The sequence below is a fragment of the Lysinibacillus irui genome (assembly GCF_028877475.1).
GTDB lineage: Bacteria > Bacillota > Bacilli > Bacillales_A > Planococcaceae > Lysinibacillus > Lysinibacillus irui.
Genome location: NZ_CP113527.1, coordinates 1 through 21,930 on the forward strand (window position 1 = coordinate 1; position 21,930 = coordinate 21,930).

Sequence of the window (21,930 nt, forward strand, 5' to 3'; positions counted from 1 at the left end):
TTGGAACATTTAGAAGAACTATGGAATAATGTCCTGGCTCAAGTTGAACAAAAAATTTCTAAACCAAGCTTCGAAACGTGGCTTAAGTCTACAAAACTACTATCTTACAATGGTAGTGGCTCTACTGTAACGATTGCTGCGCCAAATTCGTTTGCTCGAGACTGGCTTGAGAATCATTATATTCATTTGATTACAGGTATATTAACGGAGCTTACAGGCGAAGACTTGCTTATTAAATTTGTTGTTCAAAAAAACCAGGATTCGGACGATTTCGATTTGCCGGCGCCGATTATCCAAGCAAAAAATAACGATCACCATGATATTTCACCAGGTATGTTAAACCCGAAATATACTTTTGATACGTTTGTTATTGGCTCTGGTAACCGCTTTGCACATGCTGCCTCGCTAGCAGTCGCTGAAGCCCCTGCGAAAGCTTATAATCCATTCTTTATTTATGGGGGAGTAGGGCTTGGTAAGACACACTTAATGCATGCAATTGGCCATTATGTTTTAGAGCATAATCCTAATGCGAAGGTAGTCTACCTATCATCTGAGAAATTTACAAATGAATTTATTAACTCAATTCGTGATAATAAAGCACTTGATTTTCGCAATAAATACCGCAACGTGGATGTACTGCTAATTGATGATATTCAATTCCTAGCTGGAAAAGAATCAACTCAAGAAGAATTTTTCCACACTTTTAATACTTTACATGAAGAATCAAAGCAAATTGTTATATCAAGTGATCGACCTCCGAAAGAGATTCCTACATTGGAAGATCGGCTACGTTCACGTTTTGAATGGGGGCTAATAACTGATATTGCGCCACCTGATTTGGAAACTCGTATTGCTATCTTGCGTAAAAAGGCAAAAGCAGATGGTCTAGAGGTTCCAAATGAAGTAATGCTTTATATTGCGAACCAGATTGACTCCAATATTAGGGAGCTTGAAGGTGCGCTTATTCGCGTCGTCGCCTATTCTTCACTGGTAAACAAAGATATTACGGCAACATTGGCAGCCGAGGCTCTAAAGGACATTATCCCTAACTCAAAGCCACGGACTGTGACAATATTAGACATTCAGAATGCTGTAGGAGAGCATTTTAATATACGTTTAGAAGATTTTGCTGCTAAAAAACGTACTAAATTAATTGCCTTTCCACGTCAAATTGCAATGTATTTATCACGCGAATTAACAGATTTTTCGCTGCCGAAAATTGGCGAAGAGTTTGGTGGCCGTGACCATACGACTGTCATCCATGCACACGAAAAAATATCTTCTATGTTGAAAAATGACGTTCAACTTCAACAAGATGTTAAACAAATTCGTAGCATGCTAGGGAAGTAATTGCTGTGGACAATCCAACTATTTAAACACAAACTTATACACAGTCTATCTACATGTGGATAGACTGATTTTATTCATAAAACTATACTTATCCACAAATCCACAGAGCCTATTACTATATCTTTTTTATTTTATATAAATAAATAATATAAATATGTGAGGGAAAACGAATGAAATTTGATATTTTACGTGACCGTTTATTAGAGGGTTTAAATGATGTCATGAAAGCCGTAAGTTCTAAAACAACTATTCCTATTTTAACTGGGATTAAAATTGATGTAACAGAAGAAGGCATCCGCTTAACAGGTAGTGATGCAGATATTACAATCCAAACTTTTATTCCAGTTGAAGAAGATGGACAACAAATTATTCACATTGCAGAAACCGGATCTATTGTTGTACAAGCACGTATGTTTAATGAAATTGTACGTAAATTACCAACAAATGATGTTGAAATTCAAGTAACACCAGGTTTTCAAACACATATTCGCTCAGGAAAATCTGAATTCCATTTAATTGGATCTGATGCTGCAGAATATCCTTTACTACCAGAATTAACGGAAGATCAAAAATTTACTATTCCTGCGGATCTATTAAAAACAATTATTCGTGAAACAGTGTTTGCTGTTGCCACTTCAGAAAGTAGACCAGTGTTGACAGGTGTAAACTGGCAGATTAAAAATGAAACTTTAATCTGTGTTGCAACAGATAGTCATCGTTTAGCAAGACGTAAAGTCCAACTGGAAAATTTACCGAAAGTTGAACATAGCGTAGTGATCCCAGGAAAAAGTTTGAATGAATTAAATAAAGTACTTGAAGATTCTACAAATTTAGTGCAAATCGTTATTACAAGTCAGCAAGTATTATTTAAAACTGGCGATGTATTATTCTTCTCTCGCTTACTGGAAGGGAATTATCCAGATACAACACGTTTAATTCCTGAAGAATATCAAACGAATGTAACAATTAATGGGAAATCCTTGTTGCAAGCTATTGACCGTGCTTCACTTGTGGCAAGAGGTGATCGTAACAATGTTGTTCGTTTTGAAATTTTAGATAATCAAGCAGTTGAAGTTTCTTCTAATTCACCTGAAATTGGTAAGGTGCAAGAAGAAATTCCTGTTGAAGCGTTAGAAGGGGAAAGTTTGAAAATTTCCTTCAGTGCTAAATACATGATGGAAGCATTAAAAGCAATTGATGGTCAAGATGTGGTCATTCAATTTACTGGGGCAATGAGACCATTTATTTTACGTTCTGTTCATGATGATGCTATTTTACAATTAATTTTACCTGTAAGAACTTACTAAGATTATAAGATCCGTTAAGATAGTCGCTAATTGTGACTATCTTTTTTTACTTATGGCGTAATTTTAGGTATGATAGAGAGATAGACAGTCTGTATTCGGAGGGGAACACACTATGCAGGACATTAAAATTGATGAGGAGTTCATCACGTTAGGGCAGCTATTAAAAATTACTGATGCCATTAGTTCAGGTGGAATGGCCAAGTGGTTTTTACAAGAAAATGCTGTATATGTTAATGGAGAAGTAGACGATCGTCGAGGTCGAAAATTACGTGACGGTGACGTGGTAAATATTCCTGGCTGTGGTCGTTTTCAAATCGTAGGACCAACTGGACAGTAAATTATGTATATTGAGCAAATAAAACTTACAAATTACCGTAATTATGATGCCTTAGCTTTAGACTTTTCTCCGAAAATTAATGTTTTCATTGGTGAAAATGCACAAGGAAAAACAAACGTTATGGAGTCCATCTATGTTTTAGCAATGGCTAAATCCCATCGAACTACGAACGATAAAGAATTAATACGTTGGGATTCAGACTATGGTAAAATAGAAGGGGCCGTAAAAAAAAGGCATGGTATTTTACCGATCGAACTTACGATTACAAAGAAAGGTAAAAAGGGCAAGATAAATCATATAGAGCAAAGTCGCCTCAGTCATTATATTGGTCAAATGAACGTCGTTATGTTTGCGCCAGAAGATTTAAACGTGGTAAAGGGGAGTCCGCAAATACGTCGACGTTTTATTGATATGGAGATTGGGCAAATTTCGCCTGTCTACTTACATGATTTATTAACCTTTCAAAAAGTTTTAAAACAACGAAACCATTTCTTAAAGATGAACCAGGGCAAGTCCTTATCAAATGATGTGATGTATGAGGTCTACAATGAACAATATATTCACGCAGCTACCCAAATTATTCGTAAAAGATTTCAATTTATGGATTTGTTGCAGGAGTGGGCGGAACCTATACACGCAGGTATATCGCAAGGTAAGGAAACATTGGTTATAAAATATCGTACGGTAGCTGGTATTGAAAAAGAACACTCTACTAGCGAAATTGAAAATACTTTACATCAAAAATTGATTGAAGCGAGAGAACGTGAATTTGACAGGGGTGTCACATTAGTTGGCCCACATCGTGATGATTTGCAGTTTTTAGTAAATGGCTATGATGTTCAAACTTATGGCTCACAAGGACAACAACGTACTACAGCGTTATCTTTAAAGCTTGCTGAAATTGAATTAATTAAACAAGAAACAAATGAAACACCCATACTACTTTTAGATGATGTTTTGTCGGAACTCGATGATTATCGTCAATCGCATTTATTAAATACCATTCAAGGTGAAGTCCAGACCTTTGTTACAACTACAAGTGTAGATGGAATTCATCATGAAACGATGGAACAAGCTCAACTGTTCCACGTGAAACAAGGAGCGATTGATAAAAGTTAGCCAGGGTAGTTTTTTAGATTACAAAAGAATGGTAATAGTCAGCTCGGTTGACTGTTCATTCATTTACACACAATGATGTTATGAAGGAGTAGATGAAAGCCGTGGCTATAGAGAACGAAGGTTTACAAAACCAAGCTTATGAGGCTGATCAGATCCAGGTATTAGAAGGTTTAGAGGCAGTACGTAAAAGACCAGGGATGTATATCGGTTCTACAAGCTCTAAAGGGCTTCACCATTTAGTATGGGAAATTGTTGATAATAGTATCGATGAAGCTCTTGCAGGATTTTGTACAGATATAAGTGTAACAATTGAAAAAGATAACTGGATTCGCGTAGAAGATAATGGACGTGGGATTCCAGTAAGTATTCAAGAAAAAATGGGTAAGCCAGCTGTCGAAGTTATTATGACAGTTTTACATGCTGGTGGTAAATTCGGCGGTGGAGGCTATAAAGTTTCTGGTGGTCTTCACGGAGTAGGGGCATCAGTGGTGAATGCACTCTCTGTGGAAACAATTGTTCAGGTTCACCGTGAAGGTCATATCCATGAAATTAAATTCGAACGAGGAAAGACAGTTCAAGAATTAACGATTATTGGTGATACAGATCACAATGGTACAACAACACGTTTTAAAGCTGATCCAGAAATCTTTAAAGAAACAACTGTTTATGAATTTGACATTTTAGCTCATCGTATTCGAGAGTTAGCTTATTTAAATCGTGGCATTAAGATTACCATTGCTGATGAACGTGAAGATCAAGAACGTTCAACTACATACCACTATGAAGGTGGTATTCGTTCCTATGTAGAACATTTAAACCAATCAAAAGAGCCTATTCATGATCCAATTGATGTTCTTGGCGAAAAGGATGGAATCACAGTAGAAATTGCTATGCAATATAATGCTGGATTCTCCTCTAATATCTTTTCATTTGCTAATAACATTAATACGTATGAAGGTGGTACTCACGAGTCTGGTTTTAAAACAGCACTTACACGTGTTATTAATGATTATGCACGCAAAAGCGGATTACTAAAAGAATCTGATGCAAATCTTACAGGTGAGGATGTACGTGAAGGATTAACAGCTATTGTCTCTGTAAAACATCCCGATCCTCAATTTGAAGGACAAACGAAAACAAAGTTAGGGAATTCTGAAGTAAGTCAAATTACCAATTCATTATTCTCAGATGGCTTTGAACGTTTTATGTTAGAAAATCCGACAGTAGCTCGTAAAATTGTCGAAAAAGGTTTAATGGCAGCACGTGCACGTGTAGCGGCTAAAAAAGCTCGTGAGTTTACTCGTCGTAAAAATGCACTGGAGGTTTCAAGCTTACCAGGTAAATTAGCTGACTGTTCTTCAACAAATCCAGCTGAATGTGAAATCTATATTGTTGAGGGTGATTCTGCCGGAGGATCTGCTAAATCAGGACGTGATCGTCACTTCCAAGCAATTTTGCCTCTACGTGGTAAAATTCTCAATGTTGAAAAAGCCCGACTAGATAAAATTCTATCGAATGCAGAAATCCGTGCAATGATCACAGCTTTTGGTACAGGTATTGGAGAAGAGTTCAATTTAGAAAAGGCGCGTTATCATAAAATCATTATCATGACTGACGCCGATGTTGACGGAGCACATATCCGTACATTACTTTTAACTTTCTTCTTCCGTTTCCTTCGACCTCTTGTGGAAGCAGGCTATATTTATATTGCGCAGCCACCACTTTATCAAGTTAAACAAGGTAAGCATGTTGAATACTGCTATGATGAGGAAACGTTAAAGGAAATTTTAGAGCGTCTACCTAAAATGCCAAAACCAAATGTACAACGATATAAAGGTCTTGGTGAAATGAATGCTGAACAACTTTGGGAAACAACAATGGATCCAGAGCACCGCACATTATTACAAGTAGAATTAGATGATGCAATTAAAGCAAACCAAGCATTTGAACGTTTAATGGGCGATGAAGTTGAACCTCGTCGTCAATTTATCGAGGAAAATGCCGTATACGCTAATTTAGATATTTAGTTTTTCTTGAAAGGAGGTCTACACTTTGTCAGAACAAGAACGCTCCGGTGTTAAAGGAATTAATATCACAGAAGAAATTGAAACATCCTTTCTTGATTATGCAATGAGTGTAATTGTGTCACGTGCATTACCTGATGTACGTGATGGATTAAAACCAGTTCATCGTCGTATTTTATATGGGATGCAGGAGTTAGGAAATACAGCAGATAAGCCTTACAAAAAATCAGCACGTATTGTTGGGGATGTTATGGGTAAGTATCATCCACATGGTGACTCTTCCATTTATGATGCAATGGTACGTATGGCGCAAGATTTTAGCTATCGTTATATGCTAGTAGATGGTCATGGAAACTTTGGATCTGTTGATGGTGATGGGGCAGCAGCCATGCGTTATACTGAATCACGTATGTCTAAAATAGCCATGGAAATGCTCCGTGATATCAATAAAGATACAATTGACTATACAGACAACTATGATGGATCAGAAAAGGAACCTATCGTTTTACCGAGTCGCTATCCAAACTTATTAGTGAACGGTGCTGCAGGGATTGCTGTTGGTATGGCAACAAATATCCCTCCACACCAATTGGGAGAAACAATAGATGCCGTTATAGCTCTTTCCGAAAATCCAGCTATTACAACAGAAGAATTAATGGAAATTATCCCAGGGCCAGATTTTCCTACTGGGGGATTAATCTTAGGACGTAGCGGTATCCGCAGAGCCTATGAAACGGGTCGTGGTTCCATTATTATTCGTGCAAAGGTTGAAATTGAGCAAAAGTCCAATGGTAAGGAAACTATTCTTATTCATGAATTACCTTATCAAGTAAATAAGGCGAAGCTTATTGAAAAAATTGCAGAGCTAGTACGTGATAAAAAAATAGATGGTATTACAAATTTACGTGATGAATCTGACCGTCGTGGTATGCGAGTAGTCATTGAAATTCGTAAAGATGCCAATGCTAATGTTGTCTTAAATAATTTGTATAAACAAACAGCTATGCAATCAAGCTTCGGTATTAATATGCTGTCATTAGTAAATGGACAGCCAAAAGTACTGGGCTTAAAAGAGATGCTATACCATTATTTAGAGCACCAAAAAGTAATTATTCGTCGTCGTACAGAATTCGACCTTCGTAAAGCAGAGGACCGTGCTCATATTTTAGAAGGTTTACGAATCGCTCTAGATCATATTGATGAAATTATTGCTATTATTCGTGGTTCACGTAGTGGTGAAGAAGCGAAACCACAATTAATGGAGCGTTTTAATTTATCAGAGCGACAGGCTCAAGCTATTTTGGATATGCGTTTAGTTCGCTTAAGTGGATTAGAGCGTGAAAAAATAGAAGCGGAGTATCAAGAGCTTCAGATTCTAATAGCAGAATTAAAGGCCATTCTAGCTGATGAAGCGAAAATTGTTGATATTATTCGCACTGAAATTTTAGAGTTGAAAGAACGTTTTAATGATACACGCCGTACTGAAATTACATCAGGTGGTTTAGAAATGATTGAGGATGAAGACCTAATCCCTGTAGAAAACTCAGTTGTTACTTTAACGCATAATGGCTATATTAAACGTTTAGCTGCGAACACATACCGTAGTCAAAAACGTGGTGGCCGTGGTGTACAAGGAATGGGAACAAATGAAGATGACTTTGTAGAGCATCTAATGAATACCTCTACTCATGACACTATTCTATTCTTTACATCAAAAGGTAAAGTATTTAGAGCTAAAGGTTATGAAATTCCTGAGTTCGGTCGTACGGCTAAAGGGTTACCAATCGTTAACTTACTTAATATAGAAAAAGGCGAAAAAGTAACAGCTATGATTCGTGTGGGATCGTTTGATGAAGATGCATACTTTATCTTTACAACAAAAACAGGGATTACGAAACGTACACCTGTCTCTCAATTTGCTAACATCCGAACAAATGGTTTAATAGCTATTAGCTTACGAGAAGATGATGATCTTATTTCTGTGCGTTTAACAGATGGACATAAACAAGTTATTATTGGTACACGTGATGGTATGCTTGTTCGTTTCCAAGAAGATGATATTCGTTCTATGGGTCGTACAGCTGGTGGGGTTCGAGGTATTAAACTGCGTGACGGTGATGAAGTCGTTGGCATGGAGATTGTTGAACCAGGACAGGAAATTCTCGTTGTTACCCAAAAGGGTTATGGTAAACGTACTTCAGAAGAGGACTACCGTTTACAAAGCCGTGGCGGTGTAGGTCTGAAAACAATCCAGATTACAGATAAAAACGGTCCAATGGTAGCTGTAAAAACAGTTGATGGTTCTGAGGATCTCATGCTTATTACAATTAACGGTATGCTTATCCGCATGGATGTAAATGATATTTCATTAATTGGGCGTAGTACACAGGGAGTTCGTTTAATTCGATTAGGAGATGACGAATTGGTTGCAACTGTGGCTAAAGTTGAAAAAGAAGAAGAGTCTCAAGAAGATGAAGAGGATATAGAGGAATAATTTTAAACCGATGAACGACATTCAATTTGTCGTCATCGGTTTTTTACATAAATAATGAAAAATAAGTAATTATTTTGAATTCCATGTTAAAATGATAGTACCTTATTTAAGCAAGAAACAGTGGAGAGGTGTTTTTTTTATGGAAACTATACATGTTCCGATTTCAGAGTTAGGCGTTGGTAAAGTAATTTCTGAAGATATTTTTGCTAATACACAATATCCAATCATCTTTAAAGATACAAAGATTTCCTATGTACATTTGCAAGTTTTTCATGCTTTTAATATTTTCAATGTTCCCGTTTATAAAAATCAACAAGATGCTCAACTTGAAAAGAAAGAAAATGATGTCGAAGTTGTAATAGAAGATATTCCGACTTTTAGAAAAGTTTATAATAATTCCGTTGAACAATTTAAAAGAGAATTTAAAAATTGGGAAGCGGGAGCTAAAGTAGATATTGCTAAGGCAAGAACAATTATTTTACCTTTAGTAGAGATGGTATTAGATGATCGTACTATAATTTTTGATTTAAATGAGTATTCAAACCCTAAAGAATACTTGTATCATCATTGTGTTGCGACAGGTCTGATCTCTGCAGTTATTGCTCAAAAACTTGGATATGATAGAGGAACTACCATTCAAGTTGCAATTGGTGGATTATTAGCGGATTGCGGTATGGCCAAAGTGCATCCTCGTATTAGAGATAAGAAGACACCTTTAACAGAACAAGAATATAATGAAATTTATAAACATCCGGTATATAGCTATAATATGGTGAAAGATTTAACCGTTCTAAAGGAGACAATGAAAGAAGCAATCTTCCAACATCATGAACGTTTAAATGGAAGTGGATATCCAAAAGGGGAAAGGATTGCTAACATCTCTATTTTTGCACAAATTATTGCTGTTGCAGATGTATTTCATGCAATGACTTGTGAACGAGTGTATAGATCAAAGCAATCTTCATTTAAAGTTATAGAAATGATAAATGAATCGGAGTTCGGTAAGTTTGATATTAAAGTAGTGCGCGCATTAATTGATATTGTTGCGGATCTTCCTATTGGAACAATTGTAGAGCTTTCTAATCTAGAACGTGGAGAAGTAATGTTTGTGAATAAATTTGCACCAACACGTCCACTTATTAAATTGATTCATTCAGGGGAAATTTTTGATTTAGGCAAAAACCGTAGTTTTTACATTTCACGAATTATAACAAACATATAAAAGTAATAGGCAAGCCATATACCAGACTATGGCTGCCTTTTTATTAAGGCTGATCAATGTATTTCCTACAAACAAAATCATGCTCTTTAGTTTGAACTATCATAGTTTTAAGAGCAAGTATACATATTTTAAAGATTAGCAGACAGAATTATTTAAATAGTAGTTTTTTCAATGGAATGATGTTTTGAAATACCTATATAACATTGTTTTGAAATATTTATGTAGAAAGTGTTGACTTTATTTTAGAATCTTGATATTATAAATGAGTCGCCAAGAGGTGACACTGAAATAAATAACATGAACCTTGAAAACTGAACAAGCAAAACGTAATCAATAAAGTTTTAAGTAACTAGTTTCGGCTAGTGAACGAAACAAAATTTTGGACATCAAAATTGATGCCAGCAAAACAATTTGAGCTAATCAAATTTCTTTTATGGAGAGTTTGATCCTGGCTCAGGACGAACGCTGGCGGCGTGCCTAATACATGCAAGTCGAGCGAACAGAGAAGGAGCTTGCTCCTTTGACGTTAGCGGCGGACGGGTGAGTAACACGTGGGCAACCTACCTTATAGTTTGGGATAACTCCGGGAAACCGGGGCTAATACCGAATAATCTGTTCCACCTCATGGTGGAACACTGAAAGACGGTTTCGGCTGTCGCTATAAGATGGGCCCGCGGCGCATTAGCTAGTTGGTGAGGTAACGGCTCACCAAGGCGACGATGCGTAGCCGACCTGAGAGGGTGATCGGCCACACTGGGACTGAGACACGGCCCAGACTCCTACGGGAGGCAGCAGTAGGGAATCTTCCACAATGGGCGAAAGCCTGATGGAGCAACGCCGCGTGAGTGAAGAAGGTTTTCGGATCGTAAAACTCTGTTGTAAGGGAAGAACAAGTACAGTAGTAACTGGCTGTACCTTGACGGTACCTTATTAGAAAGCCACGGCTAACTACGTGCCAGCAGCCGCGGTAATACGTAGGTGGCAAGCGTTGTCCGGAATTATTGGGCGTAAAGCGCGCGCAGGCGGTCCTTTAAGTCTGATGTGAAAGCCCACGGCTCAACCGTGGAGGGTCATTGGAAACTGGGGGACTTGAGTGCAGAAGAGGAAAGTGGAATTCCAAGTGTAGCGGTGAAATGCGTAGAGATTTGGAGGAACACCAGTGGCGAAGGCGACTTTCTGGTCTGTAACTGACGCTGAGGCGCGAAAGCGTGGGGAGCAAACAGGATTAGATACCCTGGTAGTCCACGCCGTAAACGATGAGTGCTAAGTGTTAGGGGGTTTCCGCCCCTTAGTGCTGCAGCTAACGCATTAAGCACTCCGCCTGGGGAGTACGGTCGCAAGACTGAAACTCAAAGGAATTGACGGGGGCCCGCACAAGCGGTGGAGCATGTGGTTTAATTCGAAGCAACGCGAAGAACCTTACCAGGTCTTGACATCCCGTTGACCACTGTAGAGATATAGTTTCCCCTTCGGGGGCAACGGTGACAGGTGGTGCATGGTTGTCGTCAGCTCGTGTCGTGAGATGTTGGGTTAAGTCCCGCAACGAGCGCAACCCTTGATCTTAGTTGCCATCATTTAGTTGGGCACTCTAAGGTGACTGCCGGTGACAAACCGGAGGAAGGTGGGGATGACGTCAAATCATCATGCCCCTTATGACCTGGGCTACACACGTGCTACAATGGACGATACAAACGGTTGCCAACTCGCGAGAGGGAGCTAATCCGATAAAGTCGTTCTCAGTTCGGATTGTAGGCTGCAACTCGCCTACATGAAGCCGGAATCGCTAGTAATCGCGGATCAGCATGCCGCGGTGAATACGTTCCCGGGCCTTGTACACACCGCCCGTCACACCACGAGAGTTTGTAACACCCGAAGTCGGTGAGGTAACCTTTTGGAGCCAGCCGCCGAAGGTGGGATAGATGATTGGGGTGAAGTCGTAACAAGGTAGCCGTATCGGAAGGTGCGGCTGGATCACCTCCTTTCTAAGGATTATTTCGGAATACAAACCTAAGGTTTGTAAGATTACGTTTTGCGTTCAGTTTTGAAGGTTTATGAAATATTATAAAACTTCCAAGAGGGCCTATAGCTCAGCTGGTTAGAGCGCACGCCTGATAAGCGTGAGGTCGATGGTTCGAGTCCATTTAGGCCCACCATATATACCTCTTGGGGCCTTAGCTCAGCTGGGAGAGCGCCTGCCTTGCACGCAGGAGGTCAGCGGTTCGATCCCGCTAGGCTCCACCAATTTTGTTCTTTGAAAACTGGATAAAACGACATTGAAATTGTAACAAACACATTTATTTTTTAAGTTTTTTATAGGCTTAATAACTTGGTTAAGTTATTAAGGGCGCACGGCGAATGCCTTGGCACTAGGAGCCGAAGAAGGACGGCACTAACACCGATATGCTTCGGGGAGCTGTAAGTGAGCTTTGATCCGGAGATTTCCGAATGGGGGAACCCACTACGTTTAATCGCGTAGTATCTTGACGTGAATACATAGCGTCTTGAAGGCAGACCCAGGGAACTGAAACATCTAAGTACCTGGAGGAAGAGAAAGAAAAATCGATTCCCTGAGTAGCGGCGAGCGAAACGGGAAGAGCCCAAACCAAGAGGCTTGCCTCTTGGGGTTGTAGGACACTCTATACGGAGTTACAAAAGAGCGAGTTAGATGAAGCGACTTGGAAAGGTCCGCCAGAGCAGGTAAAAGCCCTGTAGTCGAAAGTTCGTTCTCTCCTGAGTGGATCCTGAGTACGGCGGAACACGTGAAATTCCGTCGGAATCCGGGAGGACCATCTCCCAAGGCTAAATACTACCTAGTGACCGATAGTGAACCAGTACCGTGAGGGAAAGGTGAAAAGCACCCCGGGAGGGGAGTGAAAGAGATCCTGAAACCGTGTGCCTACAAGTAGTTAGAGCCCGTTAATGGGTGATAGCGTGCCTTTTGTAGAATGAACCGGCGAGTTACGATTACGTGCAAGGTTAAGCTTTAGAAGGCGGAGCCGCAGCGAAAGCGAGTCTGAATAGGGCGAAATAGTACGTGGTCGTAGACCCGAAACCAGGTGATCTACCCATGTCCAGGGTGAAGGTAAGGTAACACTTACTGGAGGCCCGAACCCACGCACGTTGAAAAGTGCGGGGATGAGGTGTGGGTAGCGGAGAAATTCCAATCGAACTTGGAGATAGCTGGTTCTCTCCGAAATAGCTTTAGGGCTAGCCTCGTGATGAGAATACTGGAGGTAGAGCACTGTTTGGACTAGGGGGCCATCCCGGTTTACCGAATTCAGACAAACTCCGAATGCCAGATATTTATACACGGGAGTCAGACTGCGAGTGATAAGATCCGTAGTCAAAAGGGAAACAGCCCAGACCACCAGCTAAGGTCCCAAAGTAATCGTTAAGTGGAAAAGGATGTGGCGTTGCACAGACAACCAGGATGTTGGCTTAGAAGCAGCCATCATTTAAAGAGTGCGTAATAGCTCACTGGTCGAGTGACGCTGCGCCGAAAATGTATCGGGGCTAAACGATTCACCGAAGCTGTGGATTGACATCTACGATGTCAGTGGTAGGAGAGCGTTCTAAGTGCGTTGAAGTCAGACCGGAAGGACTGGTGGAGCGCTTAGAAGTGAGAATGCCGGTATGAGTAGCGAAAGACGGGTGAGAATCCCGTCCACCGTATGACTAAGGTTTCCTGAGGAAGGCTCGTCCGCTCAGGGTTAGTCGGGACCTAAGCCGAGGCCGACAGGCGTAGGCGATGGACAACAGGTTGATATTCCTGTACCACCTCCTCACCGTTTGAGAAATGGGGGGACGCAGTAGGATAGGGTAAGCGCGCTGTTGGTTATGCGCGTCCAAGCAGTAAGGCGTGTGTGTAGGCAAATCCGCACACTGTAACGTTGAGCTGTGATGGCGAGTCCGTATGGACGAAGTTCCTGATTTCACACTGCCAAGAAAAGCCTCTATCGAGGTGAGAGGTGCCCGTACCGCAAACCGACACAGGTAGTCGAGGAGAGAATCCTAAGGTGTGCGAGAGAACTCTCGTTAAGGAACTCGGCAAAATGACCCCGTAACTTCGGGAGAAGGGGTGCTCTTGAGCGTGCAAGCGCATGAGAGCCGCAGTGAATAGGCCCAGGCGACTGTTTAGCAAAAACACAGGTCTCTGCAAAACCGTAAGGTGACGTATAGGGGCTGACGCCTGCCCGGTGCTGGAAGGTTAAGAGGAGTGGTTAGCGCAAGCGAAGCTGCGAATTGAAGCCCCAGTAAACGGCGGCCGTAACTATAACGGTCCTAAGGTAGCGAAATTCCTTGTCGGGTAAGTTCCGACCCGCACGAAAGGCGTAACGATCTGGGCACTGTCTCAACGAGAGACTCGGTGAAATTATAGTACCTGTGAAGATGCAGGTTACCCGCGACAGGACGGAAAGACCCCGTGGAGCTTTACTGTAGCCTGATATTGAATTTTGGTACAACTTGTACAGGATAGGTAGGAGCCAGAGATCTCGGAGCGCCAGCTTCGAAGGAGGCGTCGGTGGGATACTACCCTGGTTGTATTGAAATTCTAACCCATGCCCCTTAGCGGGGCAGGAGACAGTGTCAGGCGGACAGTTTGACTGGGGCGGTCGCCTCCTAAAAGGTAACGGAGGCGCCCAAAGGTTCCCTCAGAATGGTTGGAAATCATTCGTAGAGTGTAAAGGCACAAGGGAGCTTGACTGCGAGACCTACAAGTCGAGCAGGGTCGAAAGACGGGCTTAGTGATCCGGTGGTTCCGCATGGAAGGGCCATCGCTCAACGGATAAAAGCTACCCCGGGGATAACAGGCTTATCTCCCCCAAGAGTCCACATCGACGGGGAGGTTTGGCACCTCGATGTCGGCTCATCGCATCCTGGGGCTGTAGTCGGTCCCAAGGGTTGGGCTGTTCGCCCATTAAAGCGGTACGCGAGCTGGGTTCAGAACGTCGTGAGACAGTTCGGTCCCTATCCGTCGTGGGCGTAGGAAATTTGAGAGGAGCTGTCCTTAGTACGAGAGGACCGGGATGGACACACCGCTGGTGTACCAGTTGTCTTGCCAAAGGCATCGCTGGGTAGCTATGTGTGGACGGGATAAGTGCTGAAAGCATCTAAGCATGAAGCCCCCCTCAAGATGAGATTTCCCATTACGCAAGTAAGTAAGATCCCTCAAAGACGATGAGGTAGATAGGTTCGAGGTGGAAGTGTGGTGACACATGGAGCTGACGAATACTAATCGATCGAGGACTTAACCAAATTGTTTGAAGCAGTCAATGCACCGTTTATCCAGTTTTGAAAGAATAATCTTTCAATTAAATAACTGTCTAGTGATGATGGCAAAGAGGTCACACCCGTTCCCATACCGAACACGGAAGTTAAGCTCTTTAGCGCCGATGGTAGTTGGGGGCTTCCCCCTGTGAGAGTAGGACGTCGCTAGGCAATGAAACAGTCAGCTGTGTGCTGGCTGTTTTTTTATTTACATATAGCTTTTTGTGTTTATTATGTAGATAGTGAGAGATGTTTTTAAATGTCTTAGATTTTAATTACATAGTTAAACAAAGACATTCTCGTATATAAAGCACACTTTTGTGCTATACTAACGCCTTGCCTCTATGCATCACTCACTCTCCATTTCATCCTTTTATTAATTCCTTAAAACCTTTTTCTTTTAAAAATTGCCTTTATATCGAAGATATTTAAATTGAATCGAATGATAACGACAAGAATATGTAAATTTCAGTTCTATTCAGCATTAACCAATCTTATAATATAAAGATTACAGCAAAAAGGAGAGGGAATTTTGTGGATTGATGGAGTTTTTTCTGGTGGAGGCTTGAAGGGTTTTGCACTGGTTGGGGCTTATCAAGTATTAGAAGCAGAGCATTTCCGATTTAAACGTGTAGCTGGTACAAGTGCAGGTGCTATTTTAGCAGCATTTATCGCAGCAGGATATAGTGGCAAAGAAATTGAAATGATGCTAGAAGAGTTGGATATACCTTCACTACTGGATCCAAGAAGAACATTTTTACCTTTCCCTTTTATGAAATGGATAAATGTTTATCATCATTTGGGTCTTTATAAAGGAAAGGCATTGGAAAAATGGTTTTTTAAAAAACTAGCTGATAAAGGTGTCTACACTTTTGGAGATTTACCTAAAGACTCTCTTAAGTTAGTTGCCTCAGATTTAACGAACGGTAGAATGATTGTCCTGCCTGATGATTTACACAAATATCAAATTGAAGCAAAGAATTTTTCAGTTGCTTGTGCATTACGTATGAGTTGTGGTATACCTTTCTTCTTTGAACCAGTTACATTAAAGACGGGTAAAGGTGAATCAGTCATAGTAGACGGTGGTGTTTTAAGTAATTTTCCATTATGGATATTTGACGATAAAGAAGGTCGAAAAGTACGACCTATTTTAGGCCTAAAGCTTAGCAGAAGAAGAGAAGAGCAATGTCCTCAAGAAATTAAAAATGGTTTAAATTTATTTGAAGCACTATTTTCGACTATGAAAGATGCTCATGATGAAAGATATATTTCTAGACGACATGAAAGAGATATTATTTTCATTCCTGTAGAAGATTATAGTGCAACTCAATTTGATTTAAACGAGGAGACAAAAGAAACTCTTTTAGAAATAGGAAGAAACCGTACAATTCAATTTTTACGGAATTGGCCAAGATTAAGATTGTAACTAAATAAAAAAATCATATAAAACTATTGACCAAAAATAAATAGGGTGTTATTATATAAAAGTTGCTGTTGAGATAAGCAGTGACTGAAAGAAATTAAAATAAAAAATAAAATAACTGTTTGACATTATATTTAAAACATGTTATTATATAAAAGTTAGCTCTTAACGAAGAGTTAATAACATGAACCTTGAAAACTGAACAAGCAAAACGTAATCAATAAAGTTTTAAGTAACTAGTTTCGGCTAGTAAACAAAACAAAATTTTGGACATCAAAAATTGATGCCAGCAAAACAATTTGAGCTAATCAAATTTCTTTTTATGGAGAGTTTGATCCTGGCTCAGGACGAACGCTGGCGGCGTGCCTAATACATGCAAGTCGAGCGAACAGAGAAGGAGCTTGCTCCTTTGACGTTAGCGGCGGACGGGTGAGTAACACGTGGGCAACCTACCTTATAGTTTGGGATAACTCCGGGAAACCGGGGCTAATACCGAATAATCTGTTCCACCTCATGGTGGAACACTGAAAGACGGTTTCGGCTGTCGCTATAAGATGGGCCCGCGGCGCATTAGCTAGTTGGTGAGGTAACGGCTCACCAAGGCGACGATGCGTAGCCGACCTGAGAGGGTGATCGGCCACACTGGGACTGAGACACGGCCCAGACTCCTACGGGAGGCAGCAGTAGGGAATCTTCCACAATGGGCGAAAGCCTGATGGAGCAACGCCGCGTGAGTGAAGAAGGTTTTCGGATCGTAAAACTCTGTTGTAAGGGAAGAACAAGTACAGTAGTAACTGGCTGTACCTTGACGGTACCTTATTAGAAAGCCACGGCTAACTACGTGCCAGCAGCCGCGGTAATACGTAGGTGGCAAGCGTTGTCCGGAATTATTGGGCGTAAAGCGCGCGCAGGCGGTCCTTTAAGTCTGATGTGAAAGCCCACGGCTCAACCGTGGAGGGTCATTGGAAACTGGGGGACTTGAGTGCAGAAGAGGAAAGTGGAATTCCAAGTGTAGCGGTGAAATGCGTAGAGATTTGGAGGAACACCAGTGGCGAAGGCGACTTTCTGGTCTGTAACTGACGCTGAGGCGCGAAAGCGTGGGGAGCAAACAGGATTAGATACCCTGGTAGTCCACGCCGTAAACGATGAGTGCTAAGTGTTAGGGGGTTTCCGCCCCTTAGTGCTGCAGCTAACGCATTAAGCACTCCGCCTGGGGAGTACGGTCGCAAGACTGAAACTCAAAGGAATTGACGGGGGCCCGCACAAGCGGTGGAGCATGTGGTTTAATTCGAAGCAACGCGAAGAACCTTACCAGGTCTTGACATCCCGTTGACCACTGTAGAGATATAGTTTCCCCTTCGGGGGCAACGGTGACAGGTGGTGCATGGTTGTCGTCAGCTCGTGTCGTGAGATGTTGGGTTAAGTCCCGCAACGAGCGCAACCCTTGATCTTAGTTGCCATCATTTAGTTGGGCACTCTAAGGTGACTGCCGGTGACAAACCGGAGGAAGGTGGGGATGACGTCAAATCATCATGCCCCTTATGACCTGGGCTACACACGTGCTACAATGGACGATACAAACGGTTGCCAACTCGCGAGAGGGAGCTAATCCGATAAAGTCGTTCTCAGTTCGGATTGTAGGCTGCAACTCGCCTACATGAAGCCGGAATCGCTAGTAATCGCGGATCAGCATGCCGCGGTGAATACGTTCCCGGGCCTTGTACACACCGCCCGTCACACCACGAGAGTTTGTAACACCCGAAGTCGGTGAGGTAACCTTTTGGAGCCAGCCGCCGAAGGTGGGATAGATGATTGGGGTGAAGTCGTAACAAGGTAGCCGTATCGGAAGGTGCGGCTGGATCACCTCCTTTCTAAGGATTATTTCGGAATACAAACCTAGGGTTTGTAAGATTACGTTTTGCGTTCAGTTTTGAAGGTTCATTCTTCCGAATGAAATACTTCAAAACTTGTTCTTTGAAAACTGGATAAAACGACATTGAAATTGTAACAAACACATTTATTTTTTAAGTTTTTTATAGGCTTAATAACTTGGTTAAGTTATTAAGGGCGCACGGCGAATGCCTTGGCACTAGGAGCCGAAGAAGGACGGCACTAACACCGATATGCTTCGGGGAGCTGTAAGTGAGCTTTGATCCGGAGATTTCCGAATGGGGGAACCCACTACGTTTAATCGCGTAGTATCTTGACGTGAATACATAGCGTCTTGAAGGCAGACCCAGGGAACTGAAACATCTAAGTACCTGGAGGAAGAGAAAGAAAAATCGATTCCCTGAGTAGCGGCGAGCGAAACGGGAAGAGCCCAAACCAAGAGGCTTGCCTCTTGGGGTTGTAGGACACTCTATACGGAGTTACAAAAGAGCGAGTTAGATGAAGCGACTTGGAAAGGTCCGCCAGAGCAGGTAAAAGCCCTGTAGTCGAAAGTTCGTTCTCTCCTGAGTGGATCCTGAGTACGGCGGAACACGTGAAATTCCGTCGGAATCCGGGAGGACCATCTCCCAAGGCTAAATACTACCTAGTGACCGATAGTGAACCAGTACCGTGAGGGAAAGGTGAAAAGCACCCCGGGAGGGGAGTGAAAGAGATCCTGAAACCGTGTGCCTACAAGTAGTTAGAGCCCGTTAATGGGTGATAGCGTGCCTTTTGTAGAATGAACCGGCGAGTTACGATTACGTGCAAGGTTAAGCTTTAGAAGGCGGAGCCGCAGCGAAAGCGAGTCTGAATAGGGCGAAATAGTACGTGGTCGTAGACCCGAAACCAGGTGATCTACCCATGTCCAGGGTGAAGGTAAGGTAACACTTACTGGAGGCCCGAACCCACGCACGTTGAAAAGTGCGGGGATGAGGTGTGGGTAGCGGAGAAATTCCAATCGAACTTGGAGATAGCTGGTTCTCTCCGAAATAGCTTTAGGGCTAGCCTCGTGATGAGAATACTGGAGGTAGAGCACTGTTTGGACTAGGGGGCCATCCCGGTTTACCGAATTCAGACAAACTCCGAATGCCAGATATTTATACACGGGAGTCAGACTGCGAGTGATAAGATCCGTAGTCAAAAGGGAAACAGCCCAGACCACCAGCTAAGGTCCCAAAGTAATCGTTAAGTGGAAAAGGATGTGGCGTTGCACAGACAACCAGGATGTTGGCTTAGAAGCAGCCATCATTTAAAGAGTGCGTAATAGCTCACTGGTCGAGTGACGCTGCGCCGAAAATGTATCGGGGCTAAACGATTCACCGAAGCTGTGGATTGACATCTACGATGTCAGTGGTAGGAGAGCGTTCTAAGTGCGTTGAAGTCAGACCGGAAGGACTGGTGGAGCGCTTAGAAGTGAGAATGCCGGTATGAGTAGCGAAAGACGGGTGAGAATCCCGTCCACCGTATGACTAAGGTTTCCTGAGGAAGGCTCGTCCGCTCAGGGTTAGTCGGGACCTAAGCCGAGGCCGACAGGCGTAGGCGATGGACAACAGGTTGATATTCCTGTACCACCTCCTCACCGTTTGAGAAATGGGGGGACGCAGTAGGATAGGGTAAGCGCGCTGTTGGTTATGCGCGTCCAAGCAGTAAGGCGTGTGTGTAGGCAAATCCGCACACTGTAACGTTGAGCTGTGATGGCGAGTCCGTATGGACGAAGTTCCTGATTTCACACTGCCAAGAAAAGCCTCTATCGAGGTGAGAGGTGCCCGTACCGCAAACCGACACAGGTAGTCGAGGAGAGAATCCTAAGGTGTGCGAGAGAACTCTCGTTAAGGAACTCGGCAAAATGACCCCGTAACTTCGGGAGAAGGGGTGCTCTTGAGCGTGCAAGCGCATGAGAGCCGCAGTGAATAGGCCCAGGCGACTGTTTAGCAAAAACACAGGTCTCTGCAAAACCGTAAGGTGACGTATAGGGGCTGACGCCTGCCCGGTGCTGGAAGGTTAAGAGGAGTGGTTAGCGCAAGCGAAGCTGCGAATTGAAGCCCCAGTAAACGGCGGCCGTAACTATAACGGTCCTAAGGTAGCGAAATTCCTTGTCGGGTAAGTTCCGACCCGCACGAAAGGCGTAACGATCTGGGCACTGTCTCAACGAGAGACTCGGTGAAATTATAGTACCTGTGAAGATGCAGGTTACCCGCGACAGGACGGAAAGACCCCGTGGAGCTTTACTGTAGCCTGATATTGAATTTTGGTACAACTTGTACAGGATAGGTAGGAGCCAGAGATCTCGGAGCGCCAGCTTCGAAGGAGGCGTCGGTGGGATACTACCCTGGTTGTATTGAAATTCTAACCCATGCCCCTTAGCGGGGCAGGAGACAGTGTCAGGCGGACAGTTTGACTGGGGCGGTCGCCTCCTAAAAGGTAACGGAGGCGCCCAAAGGTTCCCTCAGAATGGTTGGAAATCATTCGTAGAGTGTAAAGGCACAAGGGAGCTTGACTGCGAGACCTACAAGTCGAGCAGGGTCGAAAGACGGGCTTAGTGATCCGGTGGTTCCGCATGGAAGGGCCATCGCTCAACGGATAAAAGCTACCCCGGGGATAACAGGCTTATCTCCCCCAAGAGTCCACATCGACGGGGAGGTTTGGCACCTCGATGTCGGCTCATCGCATCCTGGGGCTGTAGTCGGTCCCAAGGGTTGGGCTGTTCGCCCATTAAAGCGGTACGCGAGCTGGGTTCAGAACGTCGTGAGACAGTTCGGTCCCTATCCGTCGTGGGCGTAGGAAATTTGAGAGGAGCTGTCCTTAGTACGAGAGGACCGGGATGGACACACCGCTGGTGTACCAGTTGTCTTGCCAAAGGCATCGCTGGGTAGCTATGTGTGGACGGGATAAGTGCTGAAAGCATCTAAGCATGAAGCCCCCCTCAAGATGAGATTTCCCATTACGCAAGTAAGTAAGATCCCTCAAAGACGATGAGGTAGATAGGTTCGAGGTGGAAGTGTGGTGACACATGGAGCTGACGAATACTAATCGATCGAGGACTTAACCAAATTGTTTGAAGCAGTCAATGCACCGTTTATCCAGTTTTGAAAGAATAATCTTTCAATTAAATAACTGTCTAGTGATGATGGCAAAGAGGTCACACCCGTTCCCATACCGAACACGGAAGTTAAGCTCTTTAGCGCCGATGGTAGTTGGGGGCTTCCCCCTGTGAGAGTAGGACGTCGCTAGGCAATGAAACAGTCAGCTGTGTGCTGGCTGTTTTTTTATAAACTAACGAAATTCATTAATAAATTAAAGAATTTCCTACAAAAAACCTTTAATATATCACTCATTTCCTTCATTTATATAATATTAATGGTAATAAATCTCTTTTATTATAGCTTTTTATTTGGGTGTAACTTTAAAATTTGATATAATTAAAAATCTGAATTGTCTTTCTTTTATAAGTTTCTTG

8 protein-coding genes, 2 tRNA genes and 6 rRNA genes are annotated in these 21,930 nt (G+C 42.7%); all 16 read left to right on the forward strand.

Annotated elements, in window-relative coordinates:
* The 16 genes from dnaA (at nt 1) to rrf (OU989_RS00080) (ending at nt 21,706) form a co-directional block, all read left to right on the forward strand.
* Nucleotides 1-1,350 (forward strand): chromosomal replication initiator protein DnaA, encoded by a 1,350-nt coding sequence (gene dnaA, locus OU989_RS00005; RefSeq protein ID WP_274795105.1) that lies wholly within the window; start codon nt 1-3, stop codon nt 1,348-1,350.
* Between the two features lie 170 nt (nt 1,351-1,520).
* A complete protein-coding gene (dnaN, locus tag OU989_RS00010; protein ID WP_274795106.1) occupies nt 1,521-2,657 on the forward strand; it encodes a DNA polymerase III subunit beta in 1,137 nt (378 codons plus the stop codon).
* 112 nt (nt 2,658-2,769) lie between these two features.
* Nucleotides 2,770-2,994, forward strand: coding sequence for a S4 domain-containing protein YaaA (yaaA, locus tag OU989_RS00015; RefSeq protein ID WP_274795107.1), 225 nt, complete (start codon nt 2,770-2,772; stop codon nt 2,992-2,994).
* A gap of 3 nt (nt 2,995-2,997) precedes the next feature.
* Complete coding sequence (gene recF / locus OU989_RS00020; RefSeq protein ID WP_274795108.1) at nt 2,998-4,113, forward strand: DNA replication/repair protein RecF; 1,116 nt, start codon at nt 2,998-3,000, stop codon at nt 4,111-4,113.
* A gap of 92 nt (nt 4,114-4,205) precedes the next feature.
* Nucleotides 4,206-6,140 (forward strand): DNA topoisomerase (ATP-hydrolyzing) subunit B, encoded by a 1,935-nt coding sequence (gene gyrB / locus OU989_RS00025; RefSeq protein WP_274795109.1) that lies wholly within the window; start codon nt 4,206-4,208, stop codon nt 6,138-6,140.
* A 25-nt stretch (nt 6,141-6,165) separates the two neighbouring features.
* The gene (gene gyrA, locus OU989_RS00030) at nt 6,166-8,631 is read left to right on the forward strand and encodes a DNA gyrase subunit A (protein ID WP_274795110.1); all 2,466 of its coding nucleotides are present in this window, start codon (nt 6,166-6,168) and stop codon (nt 8,629-8,631) included.
* Nucleotides 8,632-8,770: 139 nt separating this feature from the next.
* Nucleotides 8,771-9,853 (forward strand): HD-GYP domain-containing protein, encoded by a 1,083-nt coding sequence (locus OU989_RS00035; RefSeq protein WP_274795112.1) that lies wholly within the window; start codon nt 8,771-8,773, stop codon nt 9,851-9,853.
* A gap of 430 nt (nt 9,854-10,283) precedes the next feature.
* Nucleotides 10,284-11,835 (forward strand): 16S ribosomal RNA (locus tag OU989_RS00040).
* 94 nt (nt 11,836-11,929) lie between these two features.
* A tRNA-Ile gene (locus OU989_RS00045) sits at nt 11,930-12,006 on the forward strand.
* A gap of 12 nt (nt 12,007-12,018) precedes the next feature.
* Nucleotides 12,019-12,094: transfer RNA gene (locus OU989_RS00050), tRNA-Ala, on the forward strand.
* Between the two features lie 87 nt (nt 12,095-12,181).
* Nucleotides 12,182-15,109: ribosomal RNA gene (locus OU989_RS00055) — 23S ribosomal RNA — on the forward strand.
* 67 nt (nt 15,110-15,176) lie between these two features.
* Nucleotides 15,177-15,292 (forward strand): 5S ribosomal RNA (rrf, locus tag OU989_RS00060).
* A 361-nt stretch (nt 15,293-15,653) separates the two neighbouring features.
* Nucleotides 15,654-16,547, forward strand: a complete 894-nt coding sequence (locus OU989_RS00065) for a patatin-like phospholipase family protein (RefSeq protein ID WP_274795113.1) — start codon at nt 15,654-15,656, stop codon at nt 16,545-16,547.
* A 316-nt stretch (nt 16,548-16,863) separates the two neighbouring features.
* Nucleotides 16,864-18,415: ribosomal RNA gene (locus OU989_RS00070) — 16S ribosomal RNA — on the forward strand.
* Between the two features lie 180 nt (nt 18,416-18,595).
* Nucleotides 18,596-21,523, forward strand: a 23S ribosomal RNA gene (locus tag OU989_RS00075).
* Nucleotides 21,524-21,590: 67 nt separating this feature from the next.
* Nucleotides 21,591-21,706, forward strand: a 5S ribosomal RNA gene (rrf, locus tag OU989_RS00080).
* Together the 16S, 23S and 5S rRNA genes with 2 tRNA genes alongside form the textbook arrangement of a ribosomal RNA operon.
* The last annotated feature ends 224 nt before the right edge of the window (nt 21,707-21,930 follow it).

Bases quoted from the DNA above. Each gene is read 5' to 3' on its own strand.
- dnaN (WP_274795106.1), top strand. From the start codon at position 1,521: ATGAAATTTGATATTTTACGTGACCGTTTATTAGAGGGTTTAAATGAT.
- yaaA (WP_274795107.1), top strand. From the start codon at position 2,770: ATGCAGGACATTAAAATTGATGAGGAGTTCATCACGTTAGGGCAGCTA.
- recF (WP_274795108.1), top strand. From the start codon at position 2,998: ATGTATATTGAGCAAATAAAACTTACAAATTACCGTAATTATGATGCC.
- gyrB (WP_274795109.1), top strand. From the start codon at position 4,206: ATGAAAGCCGTGGCTATAGAGAACGAAGGTTTACAAAACCAAGCTTAT.
- OU989_RS00035 (WP_274795112.1), top strand. From the start codon at position 8,771: ATGGAAACTATACATGTTCCGATTTCAGAGTTAGGCGTTGGTAAAGTA.